General features: G+C 42.1%; 15 protein-coding genes. 7 read left to right on the top strand and 8 right to left on the bottom strand.

Annotated features, from left to right (window positions below; translation table 11 throughout):
* Positions 1–178: 178 nt before the first annotated feature.
* Both SD450_RS01405 and SD450_RS01410 read right to left on the bottom strand, forming a co-directional pair.
* A complete protein-coding gene (locus tag SD450_RS01405) occupies positions 179–1,342 on the bottom strand; it encodes a FecR family protein (RefSeq protein ID WP_318342870.1) in 1,164 nt (387 codons plus the stop codon).
* 115 nt (positions 1,343–1,457) lie between these two features.
* The gene (locus SD450_RS01410) at positions 1,458–1,928 is read right to left on the bottom strand and encodes an RNA polymerase sigma factor (protein WP_318342871.1); all 471 of its coding nucleotides are present in this window, start codon (positions 1,926–1,928) and stop codon (positions 1,458–1,460) included.
* 373 nt (positions 1,929–2,301) lie between these two features.
* On the opposite strand from SD450_RS01410, the gene SD450_RS01415 reads away from it, so the two are divergent.
* The 7 genes from SD450_RS01415 to SD450_RS01445 all read left to right on the top strand — a co-directional run bounded on the left by SD450_RS01415 (position 2,302) and on the right by SD450_RS01445 (position 9,221).
* Entirely contained in the window at positions 2,302–3,531 is a 1,230-nt protein-coding gene (locus SD450_RS01415) for a fumarylacetoacetate hydrolase family protein (RefSeq protein ID WP_318342872.1), read from the top strand.
* A 137-nt stretch (positions 3,532–3,668) separates the two neighbouring features.
* The gene (locus SD450_RS01420) at positions 3,669–5,252 is read left to right on the top strand and encodes an aldehyde dehydrogenase (NADP(+)) (protein ID WP_318342873.1); all 1,584 of its coding nucleotides are present in this window, start codon (positions 3,669–3,671) and stop codon (positions 5,250–5,252) included.
* 235 nt (positions 5,253–5,487) lie between these two features.
* Positions 5,488–6,042, top strand: a complete 555-nt coding sequence (locus SD450_RS01425; RefSeq protein ID WP_318342874.1) for a TetR/AcrR family transcriptional regulator — start codon at positions 5,488–5,490, stop codon at positions 6,040–6,042.
* A 48-nt stretch (positions 6,043–6,090) separates the two neighbouring features.
* Positions 6,091–6,930: an alpha/beta fold hydrolase gene (locus SD450_RS01430; protein WP_318342875.1), complete on the top strand. Its 840-nt coding sequence runs from the start codon at positions 6,091–6,093 to the stop codon at positions 6,928–6,930.
* A 21-nt stretch (positions 6,931–6,951) separates the two neighbouring features.
* Positions 6,952–7,320 (top strand): nuclear transport factor 2 family protein, encoded by a 369-nt coding sequence (locus tag SD450_RS01435; RefSeq protein WP_318342876.1) that lies wholly within the window; start codon positions 6,952–6,954, stop codon positions 7,318–7,320.
* 148 nt (positions 7,321–7,468) lie between these two features.
* The gene (locus SD450_RS01440; RefSeq protein WP_318342877.1) at positions 7,469–8,302 is read left to right on the top strand and encodes an SDR family NAD(P)-dependent oxidoreductase; all 834 of its coding nucleotides are present in this window, start codon (positions 7,469–7,471) and stop codon (positions 8,300–8,302) included.
* Positions 8,303–8,399: 97 nt separating this feature from the next.
* The gene (locus SD450_RS01445) at positions 8,400–9,221 is read left to right on the top strand and encodes a helix-turn-helix domain-containing protein (RefSeq protein ID WP_318343086.1); all 822 of its coding nucleotides are present in this window, start codon (positions 8,400–8,402) and stop codon (positions 9,219–9,221) included.
* A 43-nt stretch (positions 9,222–9,264) separates the two neighbouring features.
* Here the strand turns inward: SD450_RS01445 and SD450_RS01450 are convergent, their stop codons facing one another.
* From SD450_RS01450 to SD450_RS01475, 6 genes are all read right to left on the bottom strand, one after another.
* Positions 9,265–9,993 (bottom strand): phosphatase PAP2 family protein, encoded by a 729-nt coding sequence (locus SD450_RS01450; RefSeq protein ID WP_318342878.1) that lies wholly within the window; start codon positions 9,991–9,993, stop codon positions 9,265–9,267.
* A 97-nt stretch (positions 9,994–10,090) separates the two neighbouring features.
* Positions 10,091–10,684, bottom strand: a complete 594-nt coding sequence (locus tag SD450_RS01455) for a phosphatase PAP2 family protein (protein WP_318342879.1) — start codon at positions 10,682–10,684, stop codon at positions 10,091–10,093.
* Positions 10,685–10,689: 5 nt separating this feature from the next.
* Positions 10,690–11,715: a glycosyltransferase family 9 protein gene (locus SD450_RS01460; protein WP_318342880.1), complete on the bottom strand. Its 1,026-nt coding sequence runs from the start codon at positions 11,713–11,715 to the stop codon at positions 10,690–10,692.
* Between the two features lie 163 nt (positions 11,716–11,878).
* Positions 11,879–12,721, bottom strand: a complete 843-nt coding sequence (locus tag SD450_RS01465; RefSeq protein WP_318342881.1) for a DUF4249 domain-containing protein — start codon at positions 12,719–12,721, stop codon at positions 11,879–11,881.
* A gap of 4 nt (positions 12,722–12,725) precedes the next feature.
* A complete protein-coding gene (locus SD450_RS01470) occupies positions 12,726–15,134 on the bottom strand; it encodes a TonB-dependent receptor (RefSeq protein WP_318342882.1) in 2,409 nt (802 codons plus the stop codon).
* A gap of 512 nt (positions 15,135–15,646) precedes the next feature.
* Positions 15,647–16,669 (bottom strand): helix-turn-helix domain-containing protein, encoded by a 1,023-nt coding sequence (locus SD450_RS01475; protein ID WP_318342883.1) that lies wholly within the window; start codon positions 16,667–16,669, stop codon positions 15,647–15,649.
* Positions 16,670–17,009: the final 340 nt, after the last annotated feature.

Raw genomic sequence — 17,009 nt, forward strand, 5'->3', positions numbered from 1 at the left:
CGACAAGTTGTTTGTTAAACAAGGCAGAGTGCTCTTGATGTAATTTTTCATACCTTTGTAATGTTTTTAGTTAACTTAATTTTTTTGAGTTAATGATCTCAATCGGGAAGATGTTGCCGCATTTCCCGATTTTTTTTTGTGCATTTATTTCATAGGCGTGTAACTGGTTTTTGGTTATTTATTCTAAAATGGTTATCTGATCGTTTTCTATCACATAGTCAAAACTTGTTTCGGACACGAAAGTGTTGAGCACTTCTTCAATGGTTTCCACATCAAAAGTGGCAGTGAACACCCTATCCTCCAATATTTTGTTCTTATTGTGTATGGACACCCCATAGTGTCTTTCGAGCCTTTTTTCTATATCCTTGAACTTCATTCCCTTGAGAACGAGTTTTCCTTGCATCCAACTGGTATATAATTCGGTATCGACCTGTTCTACGCTTACTTTTTTGTTGTCACCCTCCCATGAGGCCATCTCCCCCGGGGCAAGTAATGTAGAATTGTCCTGATCATACGCCCCGCCCGATTCATAGAGTCGAACAGATCCTTCGACCAACACCGTCTTCTGGTCTGTATCTTCGGGATAGGACGTTACATTGAATTTGGTGCCCAGAACACGTATGTCCAATGAACGGGAAGTGACAATGAAGGGACTCTTTTCATCCTTTCTGACATCAAAGAAGGCTTCCCCGATCAAGGTCACTTTTCTATGTTTTCCCTTGATGAATTTTACCGGATACTCCAAGGTGGAACCTGCATTCAGATTGACAGTAGTTCCGTCTGACAATACAATCTTGAATGTTTTCCCATTGGGAATATGGAGCGTATTATATACCTCAACATCATTTTCATCAACATCGGTATGGGAATAGTCCACCACACCGTCAGCTTTGCTGCCCAACACATTGCCATCCTTTGTGACGATCTCCGTGGAGCCAGATTGGGAGAGGATTCGGGTTTCACCATTTCCCAGTTCCAACCTGATGGCTGTTGGGTCAGGCGCCACCTCTACCTGTTCTTCCGCATAAAATGACCTATATAGAAGGGATAGCCCTACAATGCCCACAAAAACCGCCGCATAGCGTATAAACTTTATATGAGAAGTCGCCGCCGGGCGTCTGTTCAGTTTATTTGGATGAAGCTCACGTTGGATTATTTTCCAAGCCTTTTGTGGATCAAGATGGTGTATATCCTGAAACTCTTTCGATTTGTCCTGTAAATTTGAGAGCCTTTGAAAGGTAAAAAGGTTTTCATCATCTTCGGCCAACCACTTTTCAAATAGAATTTCTTCCTCTTCGCTTAAGTGCCCTTTTAATTTTTTAAGGATAATTTTTACGATCAATTTGGTCTTTGTTTATAGCGATGATAACGTATCACCTATCTATAAGACCTGAAAAAGCAAAAAGCGGGTAGTGAAAATCTTAATTTTTTATGTTGTTTTTTATGTAAATGGTATTCTACAACATCCATAAATGTATATTTCTCAAATTTAAACGAAGCATCTTGAAGGATTTTTTCAAATGATACTTTACCGTGTTGACCGTTACTCCCATGATTTCTGCCGCGCCTTCATACTTGATCCCTTCCATGACGCAAAGTTCAAATACCTTTCTGTTCTGTGCGGGCAAAGATTCCAGTTCCCTGAAAATCGTTTCGGAAATCTCCGACTGTATCAACTCGTTCTCATAGGAGGGTACATGGGTAGTGGAATGGGGAATAGTGAAAGTTCTTTGCTTACTTTTGATTTTTTTTAGACTTTCATTTCGTACAGCTTTACTGATGTAGGGTTTTAAACTGCCAATGGAGCCATGCTCCTCTTTCTGTAACAGTTTAATGAAAATGGCCTGTACCACATCTTCCGCATCATCCAGATCATGCACATAACTAAAGGACAACAAACACCATTCTTGGTAATGTTCAAGAAACATTTTCTCCAAAATTTTAGCATTTATCATTTCCGTAATAATTGTTGAACTTGTCTAAAAGCTTGATCTATAGTGGGGGAAAAGAATTTAAATATGTTATAATTAATTGTAAGTTTTACACTTAATGTAACAGCAATTTATTAATTTGTTGTTATCTATGCAAAAAAAATGTGAAAATTACACGTAACGACGTCTGTATTGCCAATTTTGCAATTGGCAGGTATTGCAGTTGCTTTGGAGCCTAAGGAGCATGAAACCTATTATTGAGTGGGAAATGGGAATTCTATGTGCAAAACATGCCATTGGTTCCGATATGTAATGATAGAGCAGAAAATAGAAAGAATACAATATTCAGTCATTTAAACCAAATAGTACAATGAAAGACCTCTTGATGAACCGTTCCATTACCGATGAAGGCATTTGGATAGGAAGATGCCACATACCACCGGAAAAAGCCTACAATAATATTGAAGGCCCCCATGTGGTTTGGGTCCATAAGGAATGGGTATATGATCTATCCTATCATTTCAAATCTACGGGGGAACTGATCAATTCAGGCAACTACAAAGAAATATTGGATGTAAACGATCCAAATATTACAAAAGTGGGACCTTTTGAAGATATTTTGGAAAATTCAATTTATTATCAGAAAAATCATGCCAAGCCCTATTTCCTCTCCCCTAACGACACCCAAGCCGTAAAGGCCTGCGGGGTCACTTTTATAAAAAGTCTATTGGAAAGAGTAATTGAGGAGCGGGCAAAAGGGGAACCCCAATTGGCCATGCAGCTCAGGGACGAGATCACCACCGTCATCGGCGAAAGCCTGAACAACATCGTACCGGGCTCGCCACAGGCCGTTAGTTTAAAAGAGGAATTAAAGAAAAGGGGGATTTGGTCCCAGTACCTGGAAGTGGGTATTGGCCCCAATGCAGAAGTGTTCACCAAAAGCCAACCTTTTTCATCGGTGGGATTTGGTGCGGAGGTTGGTGTGCTCAGCGATTCCAAATGGAACAATCCAGAACCTGAAGTAGTGTTGGTGGTCAACAATTCAGGCAAAATAGTGGGGGCAACTTTGGGCAATGATGTGAATTTACGGGATTATGAGGGCCGTAGTGCCTTATTATTGGGAGAAGCAAAGGATCAAAATGGATCTTGTGCCGTTGGTCCCTTGTTCAGAATGTTCGATGATTCTTTTTCGTTGGACGATGTAAAAAGTGCCAAGGTATCCTTAGCGATTACCGGTACCGATGGTTTTGAGTTAAAGGATGCAAGTGACATGGGAGAAATAAGCAGGTCACCTGAAGAATTGGTAAAACAAGTGATCAATGATAACCATCAATATCCCGATGGGTTCATTCTATTTTGTGGAACCATGTTCGCTCCAACGTTGGATAGGAACGAAAAAGATATGGGATTCACCCATAAACCACAGGACAGGGTGATTATAGAATCCCCTAAACTGGGCATGCTGGTGAACTGGGTCAACTCGGCAGATAAAATTCCTCATTGGAATTTCGGAATCAATGCTTTTGTTGACTACTCTTTAAAAAGGGCACAAAAAAAAGAACTAATTGGAAGTACGTTAAAACAGTCTCATAGCCAATGATACATACGGGTTTAGGTGGCCTCAAAACCGCTTGTCCAAAACCCTATAGTGAAATCAAAGTAGCTTCCAGCGAATCATTTTCATGGCTTTGGCTTATAAATATCCATTTATTAATCAATTAGAGAAAAAATTAAAAAATGATATCAGGTAAAAACTATATCGGTTCAAAAGTATCGGCGAACGGCGAGAGAACATTCCACACCTTTAATCCAAAAAGCAACCAAGTTACGCCTTGGACCTTTTATGAAGCTTCCTCGGCGGAAATTGACGAAGCAGTGGGTTTGGCGGAAAAGGCATTTCAGGAATACAAACAATTTTCCGGTGTCAAAAAAGCAGGTTTTCTAAGGGCCATTGCCGAAGAAATTGAGAATTTGGGCAAGGAGTTGATCGATACCTATACCCAGGAATCCGGGCTTCCCGAAGGTCGTGCCTTGGGAGAGCGAGGCCGCACCATGGGACAGCTCAATGCATTTGCCACATTGTTGGAAGAAGGCTCCTGGACCGATGCGACCATAGATACCGCACTTCCCGAACGTGCACCTATACCTAAAGAAGACATACGAAAGATGTTGGTCCCAATGGGCCCCATAGTAGTTTTTGGTTCCAGTAACTTTCCTTTTGCCTTCTCTACTGCCGGCGGTGATACGGCAAGTGTCCTGGCAGCGGGGTGCCCTGTCATTGTAAAGAGCCATCCGATGCATGCCGGAACCGGTGAACTTGTCGCTTCGGCCATAATAAAGGCCGCAGAACGAACAGGAATGCCCGACGGGGTTTTTTCAAACTTGAACAGCAGTGGGATCGAAGTCGGGGAAAGATTGGTTACCCACCCAAAAGTAAAGGGCGTAGGTTTTACCGGAAGTATCCGCGGAGGAACGGCACTGTATAATTTGGGTACGCAACGGAAGGAACCCATTCCTGTTTTCGCAGAAATGGGGAGTGTGAATCCTGTTATCCTGCTTCCCTCTGCCTTGGAAGGAAAAAAGGATCATTGGGCCTCCCAATATGCCAACTCCATTACGTTGGGGTGTGGTCAATTTTGCACAAATCCCGGCTTGTTGATCGGACTTAAAGGAAAGGCTTTGGACAGTTTTCTTTCCACATTGGGCGAACAACTATCGCTTTTGGATCCATCGAGTATGTTGCATCCCAACATACATAAAAACTATGAAAAGGGACGAAAGGAAATCTCCAGTCACGAAAAAGTATCCGTTGTGGCGGAGTATGGGAAGGAATTGCCTCCAAATTATGGCAGACAGCAATTGCTTACGGTGAGCGGAAAGGATTTTTTGGAGAACCCCATAATGCACCAAGAGGTTTTTGGTCCGTTGTCCCTTGTTGTCCAATGTACCGATGAGGAGGAGCTCACCAATATCCTTCATAATTTGGAGGGTCAACTTACCGGAACAATATTGGGTGATGAATCGGAGATAAAAACATATGAAAAGGTAGTGGATGCCCTGAAAAGTAAGGTGGGTCGAATCATTTTCAACAGTGTTCCCACAGGTGTCGAGGTCTGTCCGTCCATATTTCACGGTGGCCCCTTCCCTGCTACCACGGACAGTAGGTTCTCTTCGGTGGGGACCTCGGCCATAGTTCGATGGGTACGCCCCGTCTGTTTCCAAAATTGGCCACAATCCATGCTGCCAGCCGAATTACAAAACGACAATCCTTTGGGTATCATGAGAAAAGTGAACGGTACATTCACCTCAAATCCTATCTGACCGGGAAAAAACGGCATAGCATACCGCACTAAAAGAAGTTTTTGAACTGGTCCTGATAGAATGGAAGGATAAACAGCTTGTGCAGGCTTCCATAAATCAACCTTGGGAAACAATCTGCACCTAAGAAAAGGCACCCTTCAAATGGGCCTCTCCTCGCCTATCCTTCCCCCTCAACAGAATTAATTTTGAAATAAATGTCACATTAACGAGACATTATTCCTATTTTTGTGCCATCATGAATACCAGAAGTAAAATTATTGCTGCTGCAGTAAGATGTTTTAATAACAACCCTTCGGAAACCTTGGAGAAGGTTGCTGAAGAAGCCGGGGTTTCCAGGAGAACGCTCCATCGCTATTTTGAAAATCGTGAGGACTTGATCGAATCCTGCAAAAACGAAATGCTGGTCAGCTGTAACAAGGCGATGACACTAGCTTATGAAAGTGATCCAGATTCCATTATAAAAGTACGGAATATGCTTTTTGCGGCTATCGAGCAAGGGGCCAATTATGCATTCGTTAAAAGAATCTACGAACGCAGTAACTTCTCTGACTTGGACCGGGAAAAAGAATTTGAATCCGACAACGTCAAATCAAAATGGTTGAACCTAATCAAAGAACTTCAAAAGGCCGAACGGATAAACCCTGAGCTGACCATCCCCTGGATTTTTAATTTGTTCGGGGCGATCATTGAGACTGCCATCTATGCCGTCGAGTCCGGGGATGTTGCCAAGAACGATAGTAGGAATTTTGCATGGATCTCCTTTAAAGGAGCCATTGGATTAAAGGAATAAACCCATATCAATATGACGCCATACGCAACAGCAAACCTTATAAAACGAATGCCAAGTTTTTCAAGTCACTTTCAAAAAGTCAATGGCATAAACATCCACTATGTCACAGGAGGAAGTGGAAATCCATTGGTTTTATTGCCAGGGTGGCCCCAAACCTGGTGGTCATACCATAAAATCATGCCTCTGTTGGCCGAAAAGTATAGGGTAATTGCGGTCGATCTTCGAGGAATGGGCGATAGTGATAAACCTGAAGAAGGCTATACCAAGAAGCAAATGGCCAGTGATATTGTGGAATTGATAGTTGCTTTAGGATGCGATAGGGTGCATATCGCAGGACATGATATTGGAGCCACTGTAGCCTATTCGTTTGCCGTCAATCATCCGGAAAAAATTGACAAACTGATTCTTCTGGATACGCCTCCCCCCGATGAAAATATGTATCGACTCCCCATGTTGCCCGTAGGGACTCCTGTGTACCCATGGTGGGTGGCCTTTAATCAGTTGAACGATTTGCCAGCCCAGCTACTGGATGGACGTTTTGGGTTGTTGATGGACCACCTGTTTGAAAAGTTACTCATCAACAAAAAGGCAATCAGTGATTTTGACCGCTCCGTTTACCTTGAACACTACAACCAGAAGGATAACATAAGAGCTGCCAATGCTTGGTACCAGACCTTTGGCCAAGATATTGCAGAACAGAAGACCTATTCCAAAATTAAAAATCCAACAAAGGGAATTGTGTCATCCGCCAATTTTGAAATTCTGGATAATTTTCTGTCCCATAATGCCCATGAACATGAAATGGTGGAAATAAAGGAATGCGGTCATTTTCTTCAAGAGGAGGAACCCGAACAAATTGCAGGGTCGATCTCCGATTTTTTGAATTAGAGCAACATAGTCAATACTACGATGACAGAAGCAAATAAAATAATTCTACAGAAAGCAAATGAAGCAGTTTCCAAAGGGGATTATGAAGAATTCCTTCAATACTGTACCGAAGATACCAAATGGATATTTGTAGGTGACCAGATACTAAATGGAAAGGAAGCGGTCCGAAAATGGATGCTTACTGAATATATTGAACCACCACAAAATGAGGTCAAACATTTGATTGCAGAGAACGATTACCTTACGGCAATGGGCCAAATCACGGTGATGAATGAAAGTGGAAAAAGCATTCAATACTCGTACTGTGATGTATGGAAGTTTCGTGATGGCAAAATGGCCGAACTCATGGCTTTTGTAATTGAGCACAAGGATTTAAAAGACCATAAATAAAAAAAAGAGACTTTTAAGTAAGTGTTGGTGTACTCAGACCGTTAACGGTAACAAAAAATCCCAAAAACTTGGATGTAAAAACGTTTATCCTTGATTTGAAAACTCCATAGATCTATGTGCCCTGTAGTTTTGTGAAAAAACAAATAGTATGAGCACACAAAAAGTTTGGTTCATTACAGGAGCCTCCAAGGGGATGGGTCTTGAAATAACTAAAGCAGCTTTGGAAAGCGGAGGGAAAGTCATTGCAACCTCCCGAAATACCGACCTACTTTTAGAAAAAGTTATAGATCATAAGGATAATTTACTCTCCGTAAAATTGGACATCACCAATGAAAAGGATGTAGAAAATGGGATTTCCAAGGGCATTGAAAAATTTGGTCGAATAGACGTTGTGGTCAATAATGCAGGCTACAACCTTTTGGGAAATATCGAAGAACTAAGTGATTCGGAATTCAGGAAGACAATGGATGTAAATGTTTTTGCAATGGCCAATGTCATTAGAAACGTTTTACCGCATTTGCGCAGGCAAAAATCCGGGCATATCATCAATACTGCGTCTATGATGGGCTATATGAGTTATCCCGGAAATGGGAGCTATAGTGCCTCTAAGTATGCAGTTATCGGACTTTCGGAAGCCCTTGCCCAAGAAGTCGCTCCTTTTGATATAAAAGTGACCATCCTTGCACCAGGAACATTTCGCACCAATTTTATGAGCGAGGAATCACTCAATGTTGCAGAAAACAAAATTGACGCCTATAATCTCGATGGACAGGTGGAACAGTTTACGGGATTTGATGGCCAACAATTGGGTGATCCCAAAAAATTGGCGGAAGTGCTGCTTAAAATCACCGCAATGTCCAATCCGCCTTTGCATCTTCCCTTGGGTTCCGATAGCTACCATGCTATTCTGGAAGTCCGCAGAAAGGAAAGAGAAGAAATGGAACAATGGAAAGACTTATCTTTAGCTACTGATTTTGAATAATCCAAGTTTGAAAAAAGCTGCTCCGTATAAAATTGAGTCAATTTCTGAACTCCATAACTTATTTGGCCTGCCAAAGCCCGATCATCCTTTGATCAGTGTGATCGATTTTGAATTGCTGAAGTTTGATGACAATACAATTTGGAGCAACTTTTTCTATGATTTTTATTGTGTGGCCTGTAAAAAAGGGGCTTCGGGAAAATTCAAATATGGACAAGGTCATTATGATTTCGATGAAGGCGTCATGAGTTTTACCAAACCTGGTCAAATTTTTTCGGTTACGAATCCTACGGATGACCCAGTGTCGGGTTATATGCTCATCTTCAAACCCGATCTCATTCGGCATTATGAATTGGGCAAGGTCATTGGAAATTATGGGTTCTTCTCGTATTCCACTGCCGAGGCCTTGCATCTTTCGGAAAAAGAGGACAACATAATGATGAACCTTATGCATCAAATGCAGGATGAACTCAAAAACAATATTGATCATTATAGCCAAGATCTGATAATTTCCCATATTGATTTGCTTCTCCATTATGCAAAGCGTTTTCACAATCGGCAGTTTCTGACACGGAGTGCCATAAATAACGATTTAGTGGCCAAGATGGAAGAATTGATCGATTCCTATCTCAAAAGTGACGCTGCACTTTTGGGCTTGCCCACCGTTCACTTTTTTGCGGAAAAGCTCAACGTATCCCCTAATTATTTGAGTGATCTTTTGAAAAATGTTACGGGTAAAAACGCCCAAACACATATTCAGGAATCCGTAATAGACAGAGCCAAAGAACTGCTTTCAACAACCGATTTAAGTGTCAAGGAAATCGCTTTTGATTTAGGTTATGAGCGTCCCCAATCATTCAGTACAATGTTCAAAAAGAGTACCCAAAAAACACCTTTGCAATTCAGAACATCGTTTAATTGAAAAAATATCAGTTCTTGAAAAATACCTGATGCCTCTATATACTTCAAAACCGCAACGTTAACCCCAATCCATATTCCCTGCCATTATAAAAGGGCATCACAATTCCTGTTGTTTTTTCCTTGTCCTTGAAAATGGTGTTCTTGATGATTGGATGCAACCAATACGCAATTTTGGTGCTTAAAATTCCGATTCCCGCACCTGTGGCAATATCGGTCAACCAATGCTTTTCGTTGTGCAATCTGAACAACCCTGTACCCGTAGCGACCACATAACCAGCAACCCCGTACCAAACCGATATGTCCTTATACTCCTGATACAAAAACTCCGCACCCATAAAAGCCGTGGCCGTATGCCCAGAAGGAAATGAGGTGGTGGACGAGCCATCCGGCCTGGTGACCCTTGTGGTTTTCTTTAGGATGTTTACCGAGCCCCCCATAAGGAGATATGCCGTTCCCAAAATAATGGTCCTATCCTTAAAATTATGTTTTCCTTGGACGCCCATCGCATTTAGGGCATATACGGATACAAACGGACTGTACTGGGAAAAATCGTCGATGTTGGTTTTCCTATCATCATGCTCCCTAAATTCATTTTTTGTCCTGTGATTGAAATCCCTTAAAGTGGGGCTTTCTTGACCAATAACACCGTACCCGATCAAAACAGATGGGATGATGAACGATTTGTAATTGAATGCATTGGGTTTCTTGTTTTTTGTTGAATCAAGGGAAACGCTTTGTCCGAGGGCTTTTGAATTCGTTGAGTCAACTGACATGCTTTGTCCTTGAACCATTAAAACGGACAGGAATAGCATGAATACAGGTATTTTATGCATTTTAGTTTATTTTTTAAGTAATCTTTCCCCATAGGCATTAAAACTTGTAGGTTAAAACTATCGTTGGGTCGTTTCCAATAAGGCCTGAAGAAATTCCGAGCTTCTTTTTCCCTTCATACCGTTTGGTGAACAAGTAACCAATGCCAACACCTATCGCTGCACCCGCCAGCACATCCACGGCATCATGTTTGTTTGCTTCGATCCTCGTATACCCCACATATCCTGCCAAGAGATAGGCAAGAATTCCATATTCCCAACCGTATCTTTTTTGCACAAATGCAGCACTGGCAAAGGTGACCGAAGTGTGTCCGGATGGGAAGCTATTGTTGTTTTCACCATTTGGCCGTTCCTTGTTTATGGCCAATTTTAAACCATACGTAACTGCAAGGGTGCCCGCCAAGGCTTTGGAAAATTGATAGGTTCCTTTTTGACCATCTTGCCGAATAAAGGTAGAGCCCATGGCCAAAGCTGGCATGGTTACAAGCAGTACATCGCCTGCGGTCTTATGGACCTTTTGGGATGAAGTCAGGGGCTCCACCTGCCCATAGCTTAGTGATGTCCCCAAAAAAACAAGCGCGACCACAGTTCTAAAACCGCAGCTACTTTTCTGTAAAATTGTGATGTTGTCCATGGGTCTCAAGCAGAGGTATCTAGATTTGGATAAAGCGCATTTTTGACAAGTACCAACAAGGCATCGATTTCAACCTCATTGGTATTTACGGCGGCACTGCCCTCGTTGTAAGGCTTATATTTCTCCATTTCGGTAACTGAGAACAAACCAAGGGTTGGGGTAAGGGACGAGCTGGCCAACTGCATCACTCCGCTATCGGGTCCAATGAAAACGTCCGTATTTGCAATCATGGATGCCAATTCCCTTACATCGTTGGAATACAAAGCAGGGACCTTGAAACCAACCTTAGAGCTGTTTTCCTTTGGAAGTATTTCAATGATGTTTACTTCTGGAAATGCTTTTCGCAAATGTTCGTATAGATCAATCCACCATTTTTCTGCGCCATTGGCATGTGGATATAGGCAAATGGTCGGTTGTGCGTTCTGCACGATGTCATACACCAAACTGCCACCATATATGAGTTCATCGTTCGCAAGTCTCAGGTCCAAGTTGGCCGGCACCGCATCATTAGGCATGACCCCTATACTGGGCAAAAACTCCCTTAAGGAATAGATTACTTGTTTTGCAATATGTGGTTCTTTTTTATCCGTTCCCCCATTACCTATGAACTTGAACCTTGCATTTGAAATGCCCGTAAACAATCTTCCCGTACAAGATTCCATGACGGCATTTATGGCCAGATCATAATTCTTCCTTCTGAGCCGAACCAATGTTCTTAGATATTTTATGGGGTTTTTGAAGGGTTTCTTCGGAAATGCAATAACGACGTTGACATTCTCATAATTTTGATACAATTGGACGGCACAGGAATGGTTGACCAGCAGGTCGATTTCGCTGTTCGGGAATGTTGATTCCAACTCCTGGACCAAAGGTGAAAGCAACAGTAAATTTCCCAGCCTGTGAGTCGGTCTACAAATGAGGATTCTTTGTATGGCATCATTGGTACTGACAGTTTTACCTATCTTGTTTTTAAAACATCCTGAAAGATGCCCAAACGCTTTCCTCGCTATGGCGTTGATGAATGTATCCATTTCTAAAATTTTGGTGTTAAGCTTTCTGGGCCTCCATCGGATTGCCTTGTGACTTCGAGCATCCATCTGAAGAAAGTGGCTGGAAAAATAAAGGTGGTTCGGGATGCGTGAACAATCATCAAAAATTCCGAATACGCATTTTTGCCCCTTACCACCTTATATCCTATTGCTGTTCAATCGTATATGAGGTCGTGTCAAATTCACCCAGCCTAAAAAAACCCAATACCTCCTCGTTGGGATCGTTGACATTGGTGCAGTTTCCCTTTAACTGCACGGGGGTCGTTGGAAAAGGCCCGTTTTCATCACTTCCCGATTGTTGGATGAAGATGCTCAAATAGTCATAATAGCGTTGGGAGATTCCATACACATTGATAGCCACAGTGGCTCCGGCAACATAATTCTCATTATCGTTCTCAATGAAATTTTCGTTGCCATCCGTAAATTCATCGCTAATGACTGCAAGGGACGGTATCGGTAAATTGGACGGAATAAATTCACCCAAATAATAATTTTCAACAGCTTCGGGGTCGTCAAAAAATACTTGAAGCTGAATTTCAGCGTCATCATCCGATCCTTCAAGGCTTTGTTCAATTCGATTGATATCCGGTGCCGCAATCAAGGTCTCGGTTGCAGTGTAAGTGTTTCCGTTATAAATGATTTCCAAAGTGTAGGATGCATTCAATTCCGGAACAAAATCGGTCGCTCTGTAACTACCATTGCCCTGGTCGCTAAACACAAATGTTGATCCGTCGTTTTCTTTGGTTACCGTTACTGTTGCACCCGTAACAGGAACATCGGGGTCCTTATCAAAATAAGCAGTTGATTCCCTGAGTTGAATGGTCTGTGTTTCTCCAGAGGTGCCTTTTTCCCATTTAATGGACGCATCGATCACCAATCGTGCCCCGCCGTTGGGGACATTGACGTCTATGACATCGGTACACGAGTTCAGTGATCCCAATAGGAGGAGGAGCGCTAATAGTATGTTATAAAAATTTATATTCTTCATTGTTTTAAAATTTAAAGTTGTAGGTTACGGAAGGGACAATGCCGAATATGGCAGTACGTGTGGCTTCATTTACCCCTGTCTCTTGATTTTGGCCAAAGGAAATAGAGGCTGCGTTCATTCGGTTATAGGCGTTGTATATGCCAAATACCCACTCGCCCTGCCATTTTCTATCCTTGTTTTTTTGAGGTGTCAAGGTTGCGGAAAGGTCCAATCTGTGGTAGGCCGGCAAACGGTCCGCATTTCGTTCGGAATACGTCGCTACTGATAATCCGTTGAATACGAACTGCCCGTTGGGATAGGTGACAGGCCGTCCGGTTTGGAATACCATATTGGCCCCAAATCGCCATTTTTCGTTGAGTTTGTAACTTCCGGTAAAAGAAAAGTCGTGGGTCCTGTCCCAGTTGGAGTTGTACCATTCCCCGTTGTTGAGCCCCAATCCGCCCGCTGCTCCGCCTGGGGTGCGCTGTTGTGATTTTGACAAAGTGTACGACACCCAACCTGTAAAATTGCCTTTGTTCTTTCGTACTAAAAGCTCCAGTCCATAGGCTCGGGCCTCCCCGGTCAAGATTTCGGTCTCAATGGTGTTTTGGGCTATCAGTTCTGCACCATTGATATAATCCACCCGATTGTCGATGGTTTTGTAATAGGCCTCAGCTTCAATGGAAAACATATTTTCCCTGAAATTCCTGAAGTAGCCCACAGCATATTGGTCCGCAATCTGGGGGTCAATGAACTTTCCGCTCGGTGCCCAAACATCCAAGGGAGTGGCCGATGTGGTGTTGGAAATCAAATGCAGGTATTGGGCCATTCGGTTATAGCTTGCTTTCAAGGAAGACTTCTCGTTAAGCTGATACGACAGGGCAAACCGTGGTTCCAGATTATTGAAGGTAGCTATGCTTTTTCCCTTCCCGTAAGCGGTACTGGAAATTGGGTCGGCACGCTCATAAATACCCAATTCCTCGTTGAAGACCACGGGTAAATCATTGGCGTAATTGTTTAAGGTCTGCTCCCCCAAGCGATTGAAGTAACTGAACCGTAAGCCATATTGCGCGGTGAGCCAATCCGAAATTTTATGTTCCAAACCTGCATACACCCCGGCTTCAAAGGCAAATTTGTTGTCCAATTTCTCTGGATTGACACCCGATTCTGCATTTAACGGGTTGAGTTTGCCCGGATTGAAGTTGTAGTAGATACCATTGACCCCAAAATCAAATTTTAATTTATCGCTGGCATAATACCCCAAATCATAGCGCACATTATAATTGCTGATATCCGAGGCCCAATCGATTCCTTCAATGGGTATTTCCAAATTGTAATTATAGCGACTGTATATCAAGGATGTATTGGAGAATAACTTGTTGTTGAAAATATGGTTCCATCGCAAGTTGCCTGAAAGGTTTCCGTAGGAATTCGTGAAAAATCCTGCCAGATTAAAATTGTCATTGCCCAGATAACCGGATAGGTACAGCCGGTTCTTTTCATCAATTTCATAATTAGTCTTCAGGTTCAGATCGTAAAATCCGGCCCTACTGTCCTCACCGGACAAGGCCAAGAATATATTGGCATAGGCAGCCCTACCGGCCATTAGAAACGAACCTTTGTCCTTGAACATGGGCCCTTCCGCCGCCAAACGACTGGAAATGGCACCAATGCCCCCAGTGAGTTCAAACTCCTTACTGTTCCCGTCCTTTTGACGTATATCCAGAACGGAGGAGACCCGTCCTCCAAAGCGCGCAGGAATACCTCCTTTATAAAGCTTGACATCCTTGATGGCATCGGCATTGAACACGGAGAAAAAACCAAACAAATGAGAGGCATTGTAAATAATCGCTTCATCCAAAAGGATTAGGTTTTGGTCTTCTGCACCTCCTCGTACATTGAAGCCCGATGCTCCTTCGCCCGCGTTGGTAACACCAGGCAATAATTGAATGGATTTGATCAAATCCACCTCGCCCAAAACAACAGGTATCTGTTTGATCTCGTTGGTCGAGAGTTTTGCCACACTCATTTGTGGTGTCTGGAGGTCCACTTTCTTTGATTCTTCGGCGGTGATGACCACTTCATCCAATTGAGCGGCATCCTCTTTGAGCTCAATGTCGAACTTTTGGTCAGCGCTAAGGTTTATATCCTGTTCAAAAGTTGTAAATCCCAAAAAGGAAATGGTCAAGGTATAGTCGCCTTCAGGCGCTGTGAGGGAATAAAAACCATATTCGTTGGTCGTGCTTCCAATGGAAGTACCTTTTAAAAGAACAGTTGCCCCCAAGAGGGTTTCACCGTTGGCCATATCCTTGACCACACCGCTGATGGTATATTTGGTCTGTGCAAAAAAGAATACTGGACACAACAGTATCACCACCAATAAGGCCTGCCTTTTTTTGGACCTAAAGGGTTTTAATCGCTTTGTTTTTGTCATAATTGTTAGAAGTTTTTTGATTAAGGTTTTCATTCAACCGGGGTAAAAGTAGAACTGCATCCAAGGCGATTAAAATGAAGTAGGTCTTGAATACGCTTTCAGTACTTGTTTGTTATTGAGATAGGTATATTTGACTGATTATTAGCGAAATGTATTATATGGACTGGATGGCTTGAAAAGGTTCTAAATGCGCTTTCCGTACCTGGAAAAACGCCAATAGTACCATTTGGACCTATTTTTTGTTTTTGGAGTGGTGAGGATTGGTAGATTGAAGTTTTGGACCAAAAAGCATGGAAATGCAAACAACCCCGTTGCAGCTTGGGCACTACTAGATGGGGCTATCGATTCCAAATAGCCTTCATCAACGCTGCCCCATTATCGGCATTTGCAATTGTAGCCTTGGAAATAATTCAGCATCCGGAAGAACGGGAAGCTTCTTTGGTTTTCAAGAGGTCTTTGAAATCGAAATAGGACGTAATCCTTCGGTGAGGAATACTGACTAAAGGCAAAGTCTAAATAGCCGAAGCCAATGTCTTTTTAAACTCACTGGGCGTTACCCCGTAAATTCTTTTAAAGGTGGTGTTGAAAGAGGATTTGGATTTAAAACCCACTTCGTTGGCAATGCCCATGATGGAATAATTCTTGAACTTTTCATCCTTGAGACATTCCACAAATTCTTCGGCCCTGTACTTGTTCATGTAGTCCTGAAAATTGGATTTTAAATACACGTTCAAGACTTCAGACAGGTACTGTCTGGGAATCCCCATTCGTTGTGCTACTTGGTTGACCGTGATATTGCTGTTGATATAAAGCTTCTCTTTGTCCATGAGCTTCAGAAACTCCCTTTTATAAACCTCTGCCTTGGATTTGCTAAGGCTTGAAGTTTTATAGGACTTGATGTCGGCCTTTGGAAGTACGGATGTAGGGGACACGACCAGCTTAAATAGGATCATGTAGAGAAGAACTGCTGATATTCCAATAATGCCATAACTTTCCAAGAAGGAAAAATTATCATGACTTTTTGTAATGATAAATGAAACTTCATCAATTAGGTTCAGTATGGCATAGGGCACTATAAAAAATAGCATCCATCGTTCCTTTTTGTTCTTGATGATCGTATAGATGGTATATCCTAAATAGAGCAATAGGGTTACACCTGCCAGAATTTCCCCTATTATTACCCATATGTTCTGACCTAGTCCGCTAACATCATCTATGATTTGCAGCGTGATAAAAAACACATATGGAATAAAATAAAGAAAATCCTTAGGTTGAAATTTATCTTTTTGGGAATGGTGATACTTTATCAGTAAAAAGAAGAGGGTAATGATCAATGGGGATTGGAAAAAGTACCAGTTGGCATTGGAAAAAAACAGGTTGAAATCATCATCTCCAACGATGTTCAATAGCATTGCAATAATGGATCCGAGAAGCAGTAAGAAATTTACCCGCTTGTAGCTTTCTTGTTTGACGAGCAGAACAGTTAAAAGAAACAAGCCCTGGATAAGGGCGATGATTTGAATTATTTCCAACATAAATAATGGAGCACTTTCTTCGAATAGGCTAAAATAATTCAATAAAAAACGAATATCGATTGAAAATTTATTAAAAAATACCAAAATTTAACATTCCGCCACGAGTCTAATTAGAAGAAGTCCAATCCAAATTATTTTATTTGGGGTGGACTTCTTGTTTTATGAAAAATATCGATGATCAAAATGCAATCTTGACAAAAACAATCCAATTGGAGTATAGGGATCCGTGAGCACCAAGATATAATTCACCTAAATATTAATTTCGCCTGAGCCGATGTATAGATCCAGCCTTTCAATTGCCAAACCCATTGAAAATGGGAGAATCAATCATCCTCAATAT

The sequence above is a fragment of the Flagellimonas baculiformis genome, from assembly GCF_033441575.1.
In the GTDB taxonomy this organism is placed as follows: domain Bacteria; phylum Bacteroidota; class Bacteroidia; order Flavobacteriales; family Flavobacteriaceae; genus Flagellimonas; species Flagellimonas baculiformis.